We start from the raw sequence: 16,388 nt of genomic DNA on the forward strand, positions 1-16,388 counted from the left end.
ATTGCATTGAATTTCCATCAAAAAGTGATTCACATCACATTAACAAGTTATATCGTCGGGTGCTGCACAAAAGATAGACCGTTTAAGGCACTGTGAGTTGTTAACCTGGTGTCTATATTTACCTTTGCGCTAACTCATTGGTACGGAGAATGCCATGACTGAAAAAACCGGATTTGCACCTGCTGCGGCTCCGCATGCTTCAACCATCGTCTCAACCTCAGAAGAGGCCATTACGGCGGGCGAGACCTCCATCCCCTCTCAGGGGGAAAATATGCCTGCATATCACGCGCGGCCAAAGTCAGCAGACGGCCCGCTGCCCATCGTGATTGTGGTTCAGGAGATTTTCGGCGTTCACGAACATATTCGCGACCTCTGCCGCCGCCTGGCGCTGGAGGGTTATCTGGCCGTTGCGCCAGAGCTCTACTTCCGTCAGGGCGATCCGAATGACTACAGTGATATCCCGACGCTCTTCAGCAACCTGGTCAGCAAAGTGCCGGACGCGCAGGTGCTGGCAGACCTAGACCACGTCGCCAGCTGGGCGGCGCGCAACGGCGGCGACCCGCACCGCTTAATGGTCACCGGTTTCTGCTGGGGTGGACGCATTAGCTGGCTGTATGCCGCGCATAACCCGCAGCTGAAAGCCGCCGTTGCCTGGTACGGCAAACTGGTGGGCGAAAAGACGCTGAACTCACCGAAGCATCCGGTTGATATCGCTACCGATCTCAATGCCCCGGTGTTAGGGCTATATGGTGGCCAGGATACCGGCATTCCGCTTGATACCGTCGAGACGATGCGCCACGCGCTGCGGGCGGCGAACGCGAAGGCCGAAATCGTGGTGTATCCCGATGCCGGACACGCGTTTAATGCCGATTATCGTCCGAGCTATCACGCGGAATCCGCGAAAGATGGCTGGCAGAGAATGCTGGCATGGTTTAGCCAGTACGGTGGGAAGAAAGCATAAAAAAAGCCCGGTGGCGACTGCGCCTTACCGGGCCTGCGTGTCATCAAGCCTGACGCAAATTCTGCGCCGCCTTCACCATGTTGGCGAGCGCCGCACGTGTCTCCGGCCAGCCGCGGGTTTTCAGGCCGCAGTCCGGGTTTACCCACAGGCGTTCTGCCGGGATACGCTGGGCAGCTTTCCTCAGCAGCGCTTCAATCCACTCCACGCTCGGCACGTTCGGGGAGTGAATGTCATATACGCCCGGCCCAATTTCGTTCGGGTAGTCGAACTCTTCAAACGACTCCAGCAGCTCCATGTCTGAACGCGAGGTCTCGATGGTGATCACGTCTGCATCCAGCGCGGCAATCGAATCCATGATGTCATTAAATTCGCAGTAACACATATGGGTGTGGATCTGGGTGTCGTCCTTCGCCACTGCGGCGTTGATGCGGAATGCTTCCACGCCCCACTGCAGGTAAGCATCCCAGTCGCTGCGGCGCAGCGGCAAACCTTCGCGCAGCGCCGGTTCGTCAATCTGGATGATGCCAATCCCCGCCGCCTCCAGATCCGCCACTTCATCACGCAGCGCCAGGGCGATCTGTTTGGCGATGGTTTCACGGGTCACGTCTTCGCGCGGGAACGACCAGCAGAGAATGGTCACCGGGCCGGTCAGCATGCCTTTTACCGGCTTGTCGGTCAGGGACTGGGCGTACTTCGCCCACTCCACCGTGATCGGTTCCGGACGGCTGACGTCGCCAATGACCACCGGCGGCTTCACGCAGCGGGAGCCGTAGCTCTGCACCCAGCCGTTCTGGGTAAAGACGAAGCCGTCCAGGTGTTCACCGAAGTATTCCACCATGTCGTTACGCTCGGCTTCGCCGTGTACCAGCACGTCCAGCCCGAGGCGTTCCTGCTCGATAATCGCCTGCTTGATGTGTTCCGCAATGCCGGTGCGGTAATGATTCGCGTCCAGATTGCCCTTTTTGAAGTCCAGACGCAGGCCGCGGATCTCGGTAGTTTGCGGGAATGAACCGATGGTCGTGGTCGGCCACGCGGGAAGATTGAAGCGGGCGCGCTGGGCTTCGGCACGTACCTCGTACGGGCTCTGACGCTGGCTGTCCCGGGCGGTGATGGCCGCCAGACGTTTTTCTACCGCCGGGTTGTGCACGCGAGCCGAGTGACGACGCGCCTGAATCGGTGCGCTCCAGTCGGTAATCGCCGCCGTGTCGCCGCTGTTGAGCGCGTCGCGCAGCAGTGCCAGCTCTTCACATTTTTGCAGGGCGAAGGCAAACCAGCTTTTCACTTCAGGGTCGAGACGGGTCTCCACGCTCAGATCGATCGGACTGTGCAGCAGCGAGCAAGATGAAGCCACCCATAGCTCACGTTTGCCGACGATGTCTTTAATTTGGGCGTATTTTTCGGTCAGATCGGCGCGCCAGACGTTACGGCCGTTGACCAGACCGGCGGAGAGTAACCACTCCTCAGGCACGCGCTCGTGCAGCTCTGCGACATCGTCCTTACCGTGAACCAGGTCAACGTGCAGGCCCTGAACCGGCAGCGCGGTGATAGTGCCGAGGTTCGGCGTCACGCCCTCGAAATAGGTGGTCAGCAGCAGCTTCACCTGTCCGGCGAGCGCGTCATACGCCGGTTTGAAGGCATCGAGCCACTCCTGCGGCAGCTCCAGCACCAACGCGGGTTCGTCGATTTGCACCCACTGAATGCCGCGCTTGCCCAGCTCAATCAGCACCTGCTTATAGACCGGCAGAATATCGTTCAGCAGGCTGAGGCGGTCAAATTGTTCGCCCTTCACTTTACCCAGCCACAGGTAGGTTACCGGCCCCAGCAATACGGGCTTCACCTGGTGGCCCAGCGCCAGTGCTTCATCCACTTCGTCCAGAAGCTGCGTCCAGGCCAGCGTAAACTGCTGACCTTTGACGAACTCCGGCACCATATAGTGATAGTTGGTGTTAAACCACTTGGTCATTTCCGCCGCTGCCGCTGGCTCACCCGTTGGCGCGCGGCCACGGCCGATGCGGAACAGGGTGTCGATATCCACCGATCCATCTTTGTTCTGATGACGAGCCGGCACGTTGCCCAGCAGCAGGCTGGTCGTCAGAACATGGTCGTACCAGGCGAAATCGCCCACCGGCAGCAGGTCAATACCCGCCTGTTTTTGCTGATCCCAGTGACGGGCGCGCAGCTCCCGCCCCACCGCCAGGAGTTCTTCACGGGTGGCGTTGCCCGCCCAGTAGCTTTCTTGCGCTTTTTTCAGCTCGCGACGCAGGCCAACGCGAGGAAAACCGAGAGTGTGAGTGCGGATTGTCATGGTATGCCCCTTGTGAAATTTGTTATTTAGACGTCCAGATGTTTACACATCTATAATTGGCAGGTACTGTATATTCCTCAAGCGCAAAATGTTCATGGCGGAGTGAAGGACTTTCATGATCGAGATTAAACACCTGAAAACGCTACAAGCGTTGCGGAACTGCGGTTCGCTCGCGGCGGCGGCGGCCACGCTGCACCAGACCCAGTCCGCCCTTTCTCACCAGTTCAGCGATCTGGAACAACGCCTCGGATTTCGTCTTTTTGTGCGTAAGAGCCAGCCTTTGCGCTTTACGCCGCAGGGTGAAATTCTTCTTCAACTGGCGAATCAGGTACTGCCGCAGATCGCCAGCGCGCTGCAGGCGTGTAACGAGCCGCAGCAGACCAAACTGCGGATCGCCATTGAGTGCCACAGCTGTATTCAGTGGCTGACCCCCGCGCTTGAGAACTTTCGCCAGAAGTGGCCGCAGGTGGAGATGGACTTTAAATCCGGCGTGACGTTCGACCCGCAGCCCTCGCTCCAGCAGGGCGAGCTGGATCTGGTGATGACGTCCGACATCCTGCCGCGGAGCGGCCTGCACTATTCGCCGATGTTTGATTTTGAGGTGCGTCTGGTGCTGGCGCCGGACCATCCGCTGGCGGCCAAAACGCGCATTACGCCGGAAGATCTGGCGACAGAAACGCTGCTGATTTACCCGGTTCAGCGCAGCCGCCTGGATATCTGGCGTCATTTCCTGCAGCCGGCAGGCATCAGCCCGCAGCTGAAAAGCGTGGATAACACCCTGCTGCTGATCCAGATGGTGGCGGCCAGCATGGGTATCGCGGCGCTGCCGCACTGGGTGGTGGAGAGCTTTGAACGCCAGGGTCTGGTGGTCACCAAAACCCTGGGGGAAGGACTGTGGAGCCGGCTGTACGCCGCCGTGCGCGATGGCGAGCAGCGTCAGCCGGTTACGGAGGCGTTTATTCGCTCAGCGCGGAACCACGCGTGCGACCATCTTCCGTTTGTGCGGAGCGCGGAGCGACCCAGCGGCGATGGACCCACAGTGAAGCCAGGATCACCGCCCCCCCAATAAGGAAGCTCGGCCAGTGCGGCTGTTCCTGCCAGATGGCAAGGTTCACCAGCAGCCCCGCCGGGACGTGCACGTTGTTCATGATCCCCAGCGTACCGGCGTCTACCTGCGTAGCGCCGTAGTTCCACATAAAGTACCCCAGCCCCGATGCCACCACGCCCAGCCAGACCAGAACGCTCCACTGCACAGTGGTGGTCGGCAGCTTTTGCGGGTTGCCGAGCATAAACCACGCCGCCACCGCGACGATCGCCGCGCCCATATAGAACCACGCAAACGCGTTGTGCTGCGGCATCGGGCGGGTTTCCATCAGGCGCTTGTATCCCACCATACCAATGGCAAAGCTGATGTTGGCAAGCTGGACGAACATCAGCCCTGTCCAGAAGTGATCGCTCACTTTATCGTAGCGAATGATCGCCGCGCCAATAACCGCCAGCGCGGCGCTTAGCAGATATCCCCAGCGCAGACGGCGCCTGCTGAGTAGGTCGTAGATCAGGGTGATATAGAGCGGCGTCAGCACGGTAAAAAGCAGGAATTCGGAGACGGACAGGTAGACGTAAGCCCGGAAGCTGAACAGATACATGATGCCAAGCTGCATCGCCCCCACCAGCATGTACAGCAGAATGGTTTTCAGCGATTGCCCGCGCGTGCGCAGGAACGGCAGGAACACCAGCGCCGCCAGCCCGACGCGCATCAGCACCGAGAAGTAACTGTCGACCGAACCGGCAAGGTATTCGCCAATCAGGCTAAAGGAGAAGGCCCACAGGATAGTGGTGATAATGAGTAGCGCCACAATGCTTGTCTCTCAGAAAGAAGGACAGGCATTGTAGCGAACTCTTTAGTTGACAACTGAACAATAAACAACCAAATGAAGATTATTCAAGGAACAGTTTGCGCAGGTATTTCGGTACCGCGTTGTCTGCGTTGGTGCCGATGACTTCCAGCTCCGGATGCAGATCCTTCAGGCGCTGGTGCGCGTTTTCCATGATGCAGCCTTTGCCCGCCATAGAGAGCATCTCAGCGTCGTTCATGCCGTCGCCAAAGGCGATACAGTCTTTAAGCGCGAAGCCCAGACGTTTCGCAACCGCTTCGAGCGCGTGACCTTTAGAAACGCCACCCGCCATCACTTCCAGACAGGTCAGGGTGGAGAAGCTCACGTTGACGCGATCGCCCCAGCGGGCGTTGATCGCCTGCTCAAGCGGCAGCAGCTCTTCGTGGCTGTCGCAGGTGAAGAACACCTTGCTGATCCCCTCTGGATCCAGCAGGCCCGGCTCATACAGGGAGTAGTTGAATACCGCTTCCTTGAAGAAACGCATTTCATCCGGGCGGTGGCGGTTCATGAACCATTCGTCGTCACGGTATACGTTGGTGACGATAGCCGGATTGTTATGCACCACGCCGAAGAGATCGGCAGCAATATCGCGATCCAGGTTATGGGTGAAGATCAGGTTGCCGTCGGTATCATGCACGCGCGCACCGTTGGAGGTGATCATGTACGACTTGATCTCCAGATTATCGCGGATCTGCCCCACGTCCACGTGGTGGCGGCCGGTAGCGAACACAAAGTTCACGCCACGGGCGGTCAGAAGCTTTAAGGTCTCTTTCGCATAAGGCGACAGGGTGTGGTCGGGGGAAAGCAGCGTGCCATCTAAATCAGATGCAACAACCTGGTACATAGGAAAATTTAACCTCAATAGAAAATCAGTTATGCCGGTCGAAAAACTCGACGATGGCGTTAAGCGCGACTGAGCGCATAGCGTCCTTTTCAAAAAGGATCTCATGGTACGCGCCGTTGATGACCAGCGGTTTACCCCCTTCACAAGGGTGACCGGCGGCAGCGCGCAGTTCACAATAGCGGTCATGCATGCGGTTATCCACCACACGCTCTTCTTCCGCCTGAATCAGAAGCGTCGGCGTGTCATCATCGCCTACGCCTGCCAGCACCTGCTCACCGGCCAGAATACCCTCACGCACCCAGTGCCAGGTCGGGCCGCCGACGCGCAAGCGCGGTTCATCGGCATAAAAGCGCAGGTTGCGGCGATAGCGCTGCCGACTGTGGGTTAAGACGTTGATGGCGAACGGCAATGCGCGCCAGCGTCCGGTTCCGATGGCATAGCCTTCACGAATGCGCTGATGGCCCTCAGCCCAGTCGAGAAGATGGCGCACCATCCAGTCGGGAAAACGAATGACAATACCGTACATCGGCGCGGTGAGCGCAATGGCGTCGCACTGGTGCTCATACCGCTGCAAAAACAGCGTCGAAATGGCGCCGCCCATGGAGTGCGCAAGGATGTACCGCTTGCGCCAGGGGCCGGGCTGAACTTCCTGCTGCCAGAACGCGGCAAAATCGTCGACATAATCGCTGAAGTGATCCACATGCCCGCGGTGCGTATCCGGCAGCATGCGCCCGGACAGCCCCTGTCCACGGTGGTCGATGATCAGCACGTCAAACCCCATGTTGACCAGATCGTAGGCCAGTTCGGCATATTTAACGTAGCTTTCGATACGCCCGGGGCAGACCACGATCACCCGGTCATTTTTTTCATTGCGGAAGCGAACGAAGCGCACCGGGATGCCACCGACGCCCGTAAACTCGTCTTCCTCACGCTGCCGCCAGAAATCTGTCAGCGGCCCCATTGAGAAAGCAGCAAACGCGTTTTCTCGTGTTTCCCAGTCCTTTTTCTGCTGAAACATTGGGTTTCCACTCACGTAATCCAGGGAATATCGTTTTTTTTCGTCACTGGTCACAAAATGACTCAACAATAGCGTATTGTGGCATAAAAATAGACGGTTCGGGAGCTTCAAATGACCTTCGAGTGGTGGTTCGCCTACCTGCTGACATCCATTATCCTTAGCCTTTCGCCCGGCTCTGGTGCCATTAACACTATGACCACCTCCATCAACCACGGCTATCGCGGTGCGGCGGCGTCCATTGCCGGTTTACAGACCGGGCTCGGCATTCATATTGTGCTGGTGGGGATTGGTCTGGGGACGTTGTTCTCTCGTTCGGTGCTGGCGTTTGAAGTGCTGAAGTGGGCCGGTGCGGCGTATCTGATTTGGCTCGGTATCCAGCAGTGGCGCGCGGCAGGCTCGATTGACCTGAATACGCTCTCCAGGACGCAAACGCGCGGCCATCTGTTTAAGCGCGCGGTGTTCGTGAACCTGACGAACCCGAAAAGCATCGTGTTCCTCGCCGCCCTGTTCCCACAGTTTATCGTGCCACATCAGCCCCAGGTGATGCAGTATGTGGTGCTGGGCGCGACAACCATCATCGTCGATATCATCGTCATGATTGGTTACGCGACGCTGGCGCAGCGGATAGCGGCGTGGATCAAAGGGCCTAAGCAGATGAAGGCCCTGAATAAAGTCTTTGGTTCGCTGTTTATGCTGGTTGGCGCGCTGCTTGCGTCAGCGCGTCATGCTTAGCGAGAAATGATGAGATGAATGCCGAAGCCGGCGAACAGCGCGCCGGCAAAGCCGTCGATCCACTTCGCGATGCGCTGATAGCCGCGGCGCATCGCCGGTAAGGCGAACAGGCTGGCAACAATAGTGAACCAGGCGAACGTCTCAACAACGATCAGCAGGAAGATCCCCCAGCGCGCGCCTGCGCCGACGCTGTCACCCACAAACAGCGAGAACACGGATCCGAAATAGATAATCGCTTTCGGGTTTGCCAGGTTAGTCAGGAGCCCTTTTACAAAGCTGCGGCCGCCCGTTGCCAGCTCTACCTTTGGCTCTTCCGGTTTTTTCTCTTCTTTCTTCAGCGCCCCGCGCAGCATCTGGTAGCCCATCCAGCACAGGTACAGCCCGCCGCCAACCATAATGATGTTATGCAGCCACGCCATCTTCGCCAGGATCAGGTTCAGACCGAGCAGCGCGACCGCCGCCCAGACCATAACGCCCATGGTAATACCGAGCACGCCCATCATCGCTTCTTTGCGGGAGCGGCTGACGGCAGTTTGCGACACGAAGAAAAAGTCTGGTCCAGGGCTCATCAGCGCAACGATGTGCACTAACGCCACGGTGAGAAATAGCATTAACATAATTAGCTCGCGGGGAAATAATTCAGTGAGTCATCATCCTGGCACTTTTTCGCCCGTCTGACTACTCCTCATCATCACCATCGGCGTGAGAGCGGATAAGCGCCATAAACTCTTTACCAAAGCGCTCCAGCTTGCGCGTCCCCACGCCGTTGACGCTGAGCATCTCGCTGGCGCTGAGCGGCATCTGTTCCGCCATCTCAATCAGCGTCGCGTCGTTGAACACCACGTATGGCGGGATGTTCTCTTCGTCAGCGATAGCTTTACGCAGCTTGCGAAGCTTGGCAAACAGCTTGCGGTCATAGTTACCGCCGTAGGATTTCTGCATCACGCGCGGCTTGAGGGCAACCACGCGCGGCACGGCGAGCTTGAGCTCAACATCACCGCGCAGCACCGGACGCGCTGCTTCGGTCAGCTGTAGCGCGGAGTGCTGGGCAATGTTCTGTGTGGCAAAGCCGAGGTGGATCAGCTGACGAATAATGCTGACCCAGTGCTCGTGGCTCTGGTCTTTACCGATGCCGTAAACCGGCAGCTTGTCGTGCCCCATGTCGCGGATACGCTGGTTATTGGCACCGCGCAGTACTTCCACCACGTAGCCCATCCCGAAGCGTTGATTCACGCGGTAAATGGTCGAGAGCGCTTTGCGCGCGTCCATCAGGCCATCGTACTGCTTTGGCGGATCCAGGCAGATATCGCAGTTGCCGCACGGCTCCTGTCGCCTTTCACCAAAGTAGTTGAGCAGCACCAGACGGCGGCAGGTTTGCGCTTCAGCGAAGGCACCCATCGCGTTGAGCTTGTGGCGCTCAATGTCCTGGAGTTGTCCCTGCGGCTTCTCTTCCAGACAGCGGCGCAGCCACGCCATATCGGCCGGATCGTAAAACAGCATCGCTTCCGCAGGCAGGCCGTCACGGCCGGCGCGGCCGGTCTCCTGATAGTAGGATTCGATATTGCGCGGAATGTCGAAATGCACCACAAAGCGCACGTTGGGCTTGTTGATGCCCATCCCGAACGCCACCGTCGCGACGACGATTTGCAGGTCGTCGCGCTGGAATTTCTCCTGCACGTCGGCGCGGATGTGGTTCTCCAGCCCGGCGTGATATGCGGCGGCGCTAAAGCCACGGTTTTGCAGACGCGCGGCGGTGTCTTCCACCTTCGCGCGGCTGTTGCAGTAGATGATGCCGGACTTGCCGCGCTGCTCCTGAACGTAGCGCAGGAGCTGGTCCAACGGCTTGAATTTTTCCATCAGCATGTAGCGGATGTTCGGGCGGTCGAAGCTGCTGACCTGAATATACGGGTCGTTCAGCCCCAGCAGGCGAACAATGTCCAGACGCGTGGTGTCATCCGCCGTGGCGGTCAGAGCCATAAACGGCAGCTCGGGGAAGCGCTGACGCAGCTGGCCGAGGGCAGCGTATTCCGGACGGAAATCGTGTCCCCACTGGGAGATACAGTGCGCTTCATCCACCGCCAGCAGGACCGGGTTCCAGTGCGCGAGATGGTCGAGGAAGTTATCGAGCATCAGGCGCTCTGGCGCGATATACAGCAGGCGGATCTGCCCGGTGCGGCATCCAGCCATCACCTCTTGCTGCTGCTCGCGGGTTTGCGTTGAGTTCAGGCAGGCCGCCGCCACGCCGTTGGCGAGCAGCTGGTCAACCTGGTCTTTCATCAGGGAAATGAGAGGCGATACCACGACCGTAAGGCCGTTAAGCACCAGCGCGGGCACCTGATAACAGAGGGATTTACCGCCGCCGGTCGGCATCACCACCAGGCAGTCTCGGCCTTCCAGCACCGTTTCAATGATGGTTTCCTGGCCAGGGCGGAACTGCTGGTAGCCAAAGGTTTCATGCAAAACCTGTTTAGCCAGCGACTCCTGATTCAATACTTCCGCCTGCGCCACGTTAACCCCATTTGCGAAAAATAAAACAGGCGCTATTTTCAGCGCCTGAGAGAGAAACTTCAACGTTTAACGCAAAAACATTCGAGCAGCTTAGAGAATATCGTTCAGCATTACGCCCACGCCAACACGAGTCTGATTGAAGTTGTAGTCGATCAGCGACTCGCCGTAGCCGCTATACACCTGGGTATAGAGACGCACGTGCTTCGTCACCGGGTAGCTCAGACCGAGCTCCGCACCGCCGTAGCCGGTGTTCCAGTTGTACTGCCCCTTCGCGCTCAGCACGGCTTCACCTAACTGGTAGCCAACTTTGAGCTGGTAGTAGCCCATATATTTGGTGATATCCGGGTTGTCATCGGTGCTGCCGAGCACATACCACGGCTTCACTTCCACCATCCAGTTACCGTTCTGCGCCATCAGGCGCGTATAGGCGCGGTTCCAGCTACGGGAGGTTGGATCGGAACGTCCGTTAGAATCATGGTTAAAGCCCACTTCGACGTCGCGCAGCGTCCAGCCAGCAAATTCATAATCCGTTGCGAAGCCGAGGAAAAGCTGCGGCTCATAGTTGGTTTCACGGAACGGTGAAGATTCCCCGCTGTTGGAGAGCTGCCACCAGGATTTCTGCGTATAAGACGCGCCGAGCACTGAGTTTGGCCCCAGAATACCGCGCCAGAACGGGAACGCGAGGCTAAGCTGGAACTTCACCTCATCCTTACGCGCATTATCAGACCAGTTATAGGAGCTTATCGCTTCTTTGTTGAGATCGCTGGTTTGGGTATAAATCACGTAGTTCGTGTCATACGGGTAGAGCGTGAACGGATTGTCATGCTCCTGCAGCATATTGGCGATAATGCTGCCCTTAACGGCAGGTTTATCATGGACTTCTTTAATCGTCGCTTCCTGCGCATATGCTGTGAGGGGCAGCGCAACCGCCGCCAGTAACCAGGCCAGATACGTCCGCATCGGTGGTGTTCTCCTGCAAAGAGTAAAATTACCTGAATAGTTATGAGGCGAACATTCTACAGACTTCTGCGATAACTGCTGCATCCTCGTTTCTGAAAGTGGAATTCCTTATTGCTGAAGCATAAAATCAACATTTCATTAACAATAAGGATGTAATGTCTCATGTCAGCCATGCTTACCGCCGAAGAAGTGTTAAAACTCGTGGGCGAGATTTTTGTTTACCATATGCCGTTTAACCGTGCACTGGGTCTTGAGCTGGAGCGTTACGAGAAAGAGTTTGCCCAGCTGAGTTTCAACAACCAGCCGATGATGGTGGGTAACTGGGCGCAAAGTATTCTGCACGGCGGGGTGATTGCCTCCGCGCTGGACGTGGCGGCAGGCCTGGTCTGCGTGGGCAGTACGCTGACGCGCCATGACACCATCAACGAAGATGAACTCCGCCAGCGTCTGGCGCGCATGGGCACCATTGATTTACGCGTCGACTATCTTCGCCCGGGGCGCGGAAACCGCTTTACTTGCACCAGCAGCCTGCTGCGTGCCGGGAACAAAGTTGCCGTTGCCCGCGTTGAGCTGCATAACGAGGAGCAGGTTTATATCGCCAGCGCAACCGCCACTTATATGGTGGGTTGAGGCGGCAAATTCGGGTAAAATTGATTCACTTTTTTGTCACGGATTTTCCCGATGGATGCTAAACAGACGCGGCAGGGCGTTTTACTCGCCCTTGCCGCTTATTTTATTTGGGGTATCGCCCCGGCGTACTTCAAATTTATCGCCTATGTTCCGGCCGACGAGATCCTCACTCACCGCGTCATCTGGTCGTTCTTCTTTATGATCGCGCTGATGAGCCTCAGCCGTCAGTGGTCCGGCGTCAAAACGCTGCTGCAAACCCCTAAAAAGGTCTTCCTGCTGGCGCTTTCTGCGGTGCTGATTGGCGGCAACTGGCTGCTGTTTATCTGGGCGGTGAATAACCACCACATGCTCGAAGCGAGCCTGGGGTACTTCATTAACCCGCTGGTGAATATCGTGCTGGGGATGATTTTCCTCGGCGAACGCTTCCGCCGGATGCAGTGGGTGGCGGTGATTCTCGCCTTCTGCGGCGTGCTGGTGCAGCTGTGGACGTTTGGCTCGCTGCCGGTTATCGCCCTCGGTCTGGCGTTCAGCTTTGCTTTTTACGGCCTGGTACGTAAGAAAATTGCGGTGGAAGCGCAAACCGGGATGCTGTTTGAAACCCTGTGGCTGCTGCCGGTGGCGGCGATCTATCTGTTCGGTATCGCCGACAGCGCCACCAGCCATATGGGCAGCAACCCGTGGTCGCTGAACCTGATGCTGATGGCGGCGGGCGTAGTGACCACCATTCCGCTGCTGTGCTTCACCGGTGCGGCAACGCGCCTGCGCCTCTCCACGCTGGGCTTCTTCCAGTACATTGGCCCGACGCTGATGTTCCTGCTGGCGGTGGTGTTTTACGGCGAAGTGCCGGGTGCGGATAAGATGGTGACCTTCGCCTTTATCTGGGTGGCGCTGGCAATTTTCGTCGCCGATGCGATTTATACCCAGCGCAGAACCCGCAGAGGAATGTAGGTGTTTTGTAGGGCGGGTAAGCGCAGCGCCACCCGCCAGATTTTACAGCCAGTTCCGGCGCTTAAAGTACAGATACGGCGCCAGCCCGGCGAGGATCATAAAGATAATCGCCCCCGGGTAGCCAAAGCTCCACTTCAGCTCCGGCATAAACTCGAAGTTCATCCCGTAGCTGGACGCCACCAGCGTTGGCGGCAGGAACACCACGGACACTACCGAGAAGATCTTGATGATGCGGTTCTGCTCGATGTTGATAAAGCCCATCGCCGCCTGCATCAGGAAGTTCACCTTCTGGAACAGAGATTCGTTGTGCGGCAGCAGAGATTCGATATCGCGTAAGATCTCACGCGCCTGCTCCAGCTGACCGCCCGGCAGACGCGCCTTGCGCACCAGGAAGTTCAGCGCGCGCTGGGTATCCATCAGACACAAACGCACCTTCCAGCCGATATCTTCCAGCTCTGCCAGCGTCGAAAGCGCTTCGTCGTACTCATCCCCCTGATGGCCTTCCATGATCACGCGGCTCAGCTTTTCCAGATCGCTGTAGATGTTTTCAATTTCGTCCGCCAGCTGTTCAATTTTAGTCTCGAACAGATCGAGCAGCAGCTCGTAAGCGTTGCCGTCCACCATCGCCTGGCTGCGGGCGCGCATGCGGTAGAGACGAAACGCCGGCAGTTCGCGTTCACGCAGAGTAAACAGACGACCGTCGCGAATGGTAAACGCCACGGTGGAGTTGCCCGCGTGATCTTCCGCATCTTCAAAGAAGAAGAAGGAGTGAATGTGCAGGCCGTCTTCATCTTCAAAGAAACGCGCGGAGGCTTCGATGTCTTCCAGTTCCGGGCGGGTTGCCAGGCTTTGCCCCAGCTCAGATTGTACGCGAAGGCGTTCATCGTCGTCCGGCTCGACCAGATCCACCCATACGGCATCAATGAGGGGCTGTGACTCTTCGGCTTCAAGCCGAGTCAGTCGGTTATTTTCGAGTTGAAATGCGCTCAACATGACCGGGACTCCCAATGCAAAAAATATCGGACAGTTCGGTGGGCACACAGAAACAAATTGGGTTTCAGACCATTAAACAGCCTGACTCAGCGCGACGGGAATAATGCAGTCGCTGACAACCACTAAGGCCATCAGCATGAGGAGATAGCCTTAGGAGTTGTTCCTGGATGACAGGGAATTGAGCCAGTATCTACTGGGTGTGTCCAAGGCGAATGTCCTCTTAGCGTAATCGTGCGCGCATGTTACGCCAGCAATAACTGTGGCGTCAACACGCAACGGAACGCTGAAGGGCATTAATTGACCTTCACTGTATAAGGCTAGCAGATTATTACAAAATAATGATATTTTTCTGAATGTTAGACTGTTTCCAGCTTCGCGTAGGCCGCCACCAGCCATTTGATCCCCTGCCCCTGGAACGCGACCTGCAGGCGGCTGTGCTCGCCGCTGCCTTCCAGATTCACAATGGTGCCTTCGCCAAACTTCGAATGGCGCACGCGCTGGCCCAGCTTGTAGCCGGTGTCGGTTTCAGAGATCGGCGAGCCCATGCGCGGATGGCTAACCGGACGGCTGATGCTGGCGCGCAGACGCACCTCTTCCACGCACTCTTCCGGCAGTTCACCGATAAAGCGCGACGGACGGTGATAGACCTCTTTACCGTACAGGCGGCGGGTTTCAGCGTAGGTTAGCGTCAGCTTCTGCATCGCTCGCGTCACGCCCACGTAGGCCAGACGACGTTCTTCTTCCAGACGCCCGCCTTCATCGAGCGACATCTGGCTTGGGAACATGCCCTCTTCCATGCCGACGATAAACACCTGCGGGAATTCCAGACCTTTGGCGGAGTGCAGGGTCATCAGCTGAACCGCGTCCTGCCAGGTGTCCGCCTGCCCTTCACCCGCCTCCAGTGCGGCGTGAGAGAGGAACGCCTGCAGCGGCATCAGGTCTTCGTCTTCTTCGTTGTAGCTGAACTGGCGCGTTGCCGTGACCAGTTCCTCTAAGTTCTCTATACGGGTCTGCCCCTTTTCGCCTTTTTCCTGCTCGTACATGGTACGCAGCCCGGAGTCTTTAATCACCCGGTCGGTCTGCACGTGCAGCGGCATGTCGGCGGTTTCCTGCGCCAGGGCATCAATTAATTCCAGGAAGCGCTGGAGCGCGCTGGCGGCGCGTCCGGCGAGGGCCTTTTCCTGCAGCAGCTCGCGGCACGCCTGCCACAGCGTCAGCTGGCGATCGCGCGAGGCCTGACGCACCACGTCCAGCGTACGGTCGCCAATCCCGCGGGTCGGCGTGTTCACCACGCGCTCAAACGCCGCGTCGTCGTTGCGGTTGGCGATCAGGCGCAGATACGAAAGCGCATCTTTGATCTCCTGACGTTCGAAGAATCGCATGCCGCCGTAAATGCGGTACGGCATGCTCACCTGCAGCAGCGCCTCTTCCAGCACGCGCGACTGGGCGTTGCTGCGGTAGAGAATGGCGCACTGCTCCAGCGCGCCGCCGTTGTCCTGCCAGGTTTTGATGCGGTTCACCACGAAGCGGGCTTCGTCGAGCTCGTTGAAGGCGCAGTAAATCGAGATCGGTTCGCCGTCGACGCCGTCGGTCCACAGCTTTTTGCCCAGACGCCCGTTGTTGTTCTCAATCAGGGCGTTGGCCGCGCTCAGGATGTTGCTGGTTGAGCGATAGTTCTGCTCCAGACGGATGGTTTCCGCGCCGGGAAAATCGTTGAGGAAGCGCTGGATGTTCTCCACCTGCGCGCCGCGCCAGCCGTAGATCGACTGGTCGTCATCGCCCACGATCATCACCTTGCCGGTATCTCCGGCCAGCAGGCGGATCCACGCGTACTGGATGTTGTTGGTATCCTGGAATTCGTCCACCAGGATGTTGGTGAAGCGTTCGCGGTAGTGTTGCAGGATATGCGGTTTGTTGAGCCACAGCTCGTGGGCGCGCAGCAGCAGCTCGGCGAAATCCACCAGGCCGGCGCGGTCGCACGCTTCCTGATAGGCCTTATAGACGTTCTGCCAGGTCTGCTCGACCGGATTACCGAAGCTCTGAATGTGGTGCGGACGCAGCCCTTCATCTTTCTGACCGTTGATGTACCACATCGCCTGACGCGGTGGCCACTGCTTCTCGTCGAGATTCATCGCCTTGATCAGGCGCTTCAGCAGGCGGAGCTGATCTTCGCTGTCGAGGATCTGGAAATCCTGCGGCAGGTTAGCGTCCATATGGTGCGCGCGCAGCAGACGGTGCGCCAGGCCGTGGAAGGTGCCAACCCACATGCCGCCCTGGCTGGTGCCCATCAGCTGGGCGATACGGTGACGCATCTCCGCCGCCGCCTTGTTGGTAAACGTCACGGCCATAATCGAGTACGGTGAGCAGTTTTCCACGCTCTGCAGCCAGGCGATACGGTGAACCAGCACGCGTGTCTTACCACTCCCCGCCCCAGCCAGAACCAGCAGGTTGGTGCGCGAGGCGGCAACCGCGTCACGCTGTTTGTCATTAAGGCTGTCGAGCAGGTAAGAAACGTCCATTGGCACCGTCACGTCATGTCGGGCAGGCAAATGTTTCCACTCGCCAAAACCCTGTTAATTTATACAGAACAATTG

General features: G+C 57.9%; 15 protein-coding genes. 5 read left to right on the top strand and 10 right to left on the bottom strand.

Translation table 11 applies throughout. From position 1 onward, the window contains the following. Positions 1-154: 154 nt before the first annotated feature. The gene (locus IM284_RS18925) at positions 155-961 is read left to right on the top strand and encodes a dienelactone hydrolase family protein (protein WP_047366706.1); all 807 of its coding nucleotides are present in this window, start codon (positions 155-157) and stop codon (positions 959-961) included. Between the two features lie 43 nt (positions 962-1,004). Here IM284_RS18925 and metE read toward each other — a convergent pair whose 3' ends face one another. Further along, on the bottom strand, positions 1,005-3,266 hold the full coding sequence (gene metE, locus IM284_RS18930; protein WP_047366705.1) for a 5-methyltetrahydropteroyltriglutamate--homocysteine S-methyltransferase: 2,262 nt from the start codon (positions 3,264-3,266) through the stop codon (positions 1,005-1,007). 115 nt (positions 3,267-3,381) lie between these two features. Here metE and metR point away from each other — a divergent pair, with 115 nt between their 5' ends. Then, positions 3,382-4,335, top strand: a complete 954-nt coding sequence (metR, locus tag IM284_RS18935) for an HTH-type transcriptional regulator MetR (protein WP_028014783.1) — start codon at positions 3,382-3,384, stop codon at positions 4,333-4,335. On the opposite strand, the gene IM284_RS18940 is transcribed toward metR, so the two are convergent. The 3 genes from IM284_RS18940 to pldB all read right to left on the bottom strand — a co-directional run bounded on the left by IM284_RS18940 (position 4,223) and on the right by pldB (position 7,023). Beyond that, a complete protein-coding gene (locus IM284_RS18940; RefSeq protein ID WP_032644934.1) occupies positions 4,223-5,122 on the bottom strand; it encodes a carboxylate/amino acid/amine transporter in 900 nt (299 codons plus the stop codon). The genes metR and IM284_RS18940 overlap by 113 nt on opposite strands. Before the next feature lie 82 nt (positions 5,123-5,204). Continuing rightward, positions 5,205-6,005 carry a sugar/pyridoxal phosphate phosphatase YigL gene (gene yigL / locus IM284_RS18945; RefSeq protein WP_028014784.1) on the bottom strand — a complete coding sequence of 267 codons (801 nt, stop codon included), beginning with the start codon at positions 6,003-6,005 and terminating at the stop codon, positions 5,205-5,207. A 25-nt stretch (positions 6,006-6,030) separates the two neighbouring features. Beyond that, on the bottom strand, positions 6,031-7,023 hold the full coding sequence (pldB, locus tag IM284_RS18950) for a lysophospholipase L2 (RefSeq protein WP_041911835.1): 993 nt from the start codon (positions 7,021-7,023) through the stop codon (positions 6,031-6,033). 111 nt (positions 7,024-7,134) lie between these two features. Between pldB and rhtB the strand changes: the two genes are divergently transcribed. After that, a complete protein-coding gene (rhtB, locus tag IM284_RS18955) occupies positions 7,135-7,755 on the top strand; it encodes a homoserine/homoserine lactone efflux protein (RefSeq protein WP_028014786.1) in 621 nt (206 codons plus the stop codon). On the opposite strand, the gene rhtC is transcribed toward rhtB, so the two are convergent. The 3 genes from rhtC to pldA all read right to left on the bottom strand — a co-directional run bounded on the left by rhtC (position 7,752) and on the right by pldA (position 11,223). Next, a complete protein-coding gene (gene rhtC, locus IM284_RS18960; protein WP_010426287.1) occupies positions 7,752-8,372 on the bottom strand; it encodes a threonine export protein RhtC in 621 nt (206 codons plus the stop codon). The genes rhtB and rhtC overlap by 4 nt on opposite strands. A gap of 61 nt (positions 8,373-8,433) precedes the next feature. Beyond that, the gene (recQ, locus tag IM284_RS18965) at positions 8,434-10,263 is read right to left on the bottom strand and encodes an ATP-dependent DNA helicase RecQ (RefSeq protein WP_047366704.1); all 1,830 of its coding nucleotides are present in this window, start codon (positions 10,261-10,263) and stop codon (positions 8,434-8,436) included. A gap of 90 nt (positions 10,264-10,353) precedes the next feature. After that, positions 10,354-11,223 carry a phospholipase A gene (gene pldA / locus IM284_RS18970; RefSeq protein WP_047362648.1) on the bottom strand — a complete coding sequence of 290 codons (870 nt, stop codon included), beginning with the start codon at positions 11,221-11,223 and terminating at the stop codon, positions 10,354-10,356. A 162-nt stretch (positions 11,224-11,385) separates the two neighbouring features. Here pldA and yigI point away from each other — a divergent pair, with 162 nt between their 5' ends. Together yigI and rarD are read left to right on the top strand one after the other, a co-directional pair. Continuing rightward, on the top strand, positions 11,386-11,853 hold the full coding sequence (gene yigI, locus IM284_RS18975) for an acyl-CoA thioesterase YigI (protein WP_028014789.1): 468 nt from the start codon (positions 11,386-11,388) through the stop codon (positions 11,851-11,853). A gap of 51 nt (positions 11,854-11,904) precedes the next feature. Then, positions 11,905-12,801 (top strand): EamA family transporter RarD, encoded by an 897-nt coding sequence (rarD, locus tag IM284_RS18980; protein ID WP_041911834.1) that lies wholly within the window; start codon positions 11,905-11,907, stop codon positions 12,799-12,801. A 42-nt stretch (positions 12,802-12,843) separates the two neighbouring features. Here rarD and corA read toward each other — a convergent pair whose 3' ends face one another. The 3 genes from corA to uvrD form a co-directional block, all read right to left on the bottom strand. Beyond that, positions 12,844-13,794 (bottom strand): magnesium/cobalt transporter CorA, encoded by a 951-nt coding sequence (gene corA, locus IM284_RS18985; protein ID WP_008501540.1) that lies wholly within the window; start codon positions 13,792-13,794, stop codon positions 12,844-12,846. Positions 13,795-13,944: 150 nt separating this feature from the next. Further along, on the bottom strand, positions 13,945-14,001 hold the full coding sequence (gene ysgD, locus IM284_RS23420) for a YsgD/CorL family protein (protein ID WP_212743980.1): 57 nt from the start codon (positions 13,999-14,001) through the stop codon (positions 13,945-13,947). Between the two features lie 149 nt (positions 14,002-14,150). Further along, entirely contained in the window at positions 14,151-16,313 is a 2,163-nt protein-coding gene (gene uvrD, locus IM284_RS18990) for a DNA helicase II (RefSeq protein WP_045631335.1), read from the bottom strand. Positions 16,314-16,388: the final 75 nt, after the last annotated feature.

It is taken from the genome of Enterobacter cloacae complex sp. P12RS, assembly GCF_014895875.1.
GTDB lineage: Bacteria > Pseudomonadota > Gammaproteobacteria > Enterobacterales > Enterobacteriaceae > Enterobacter > Enterobacter bugandensis.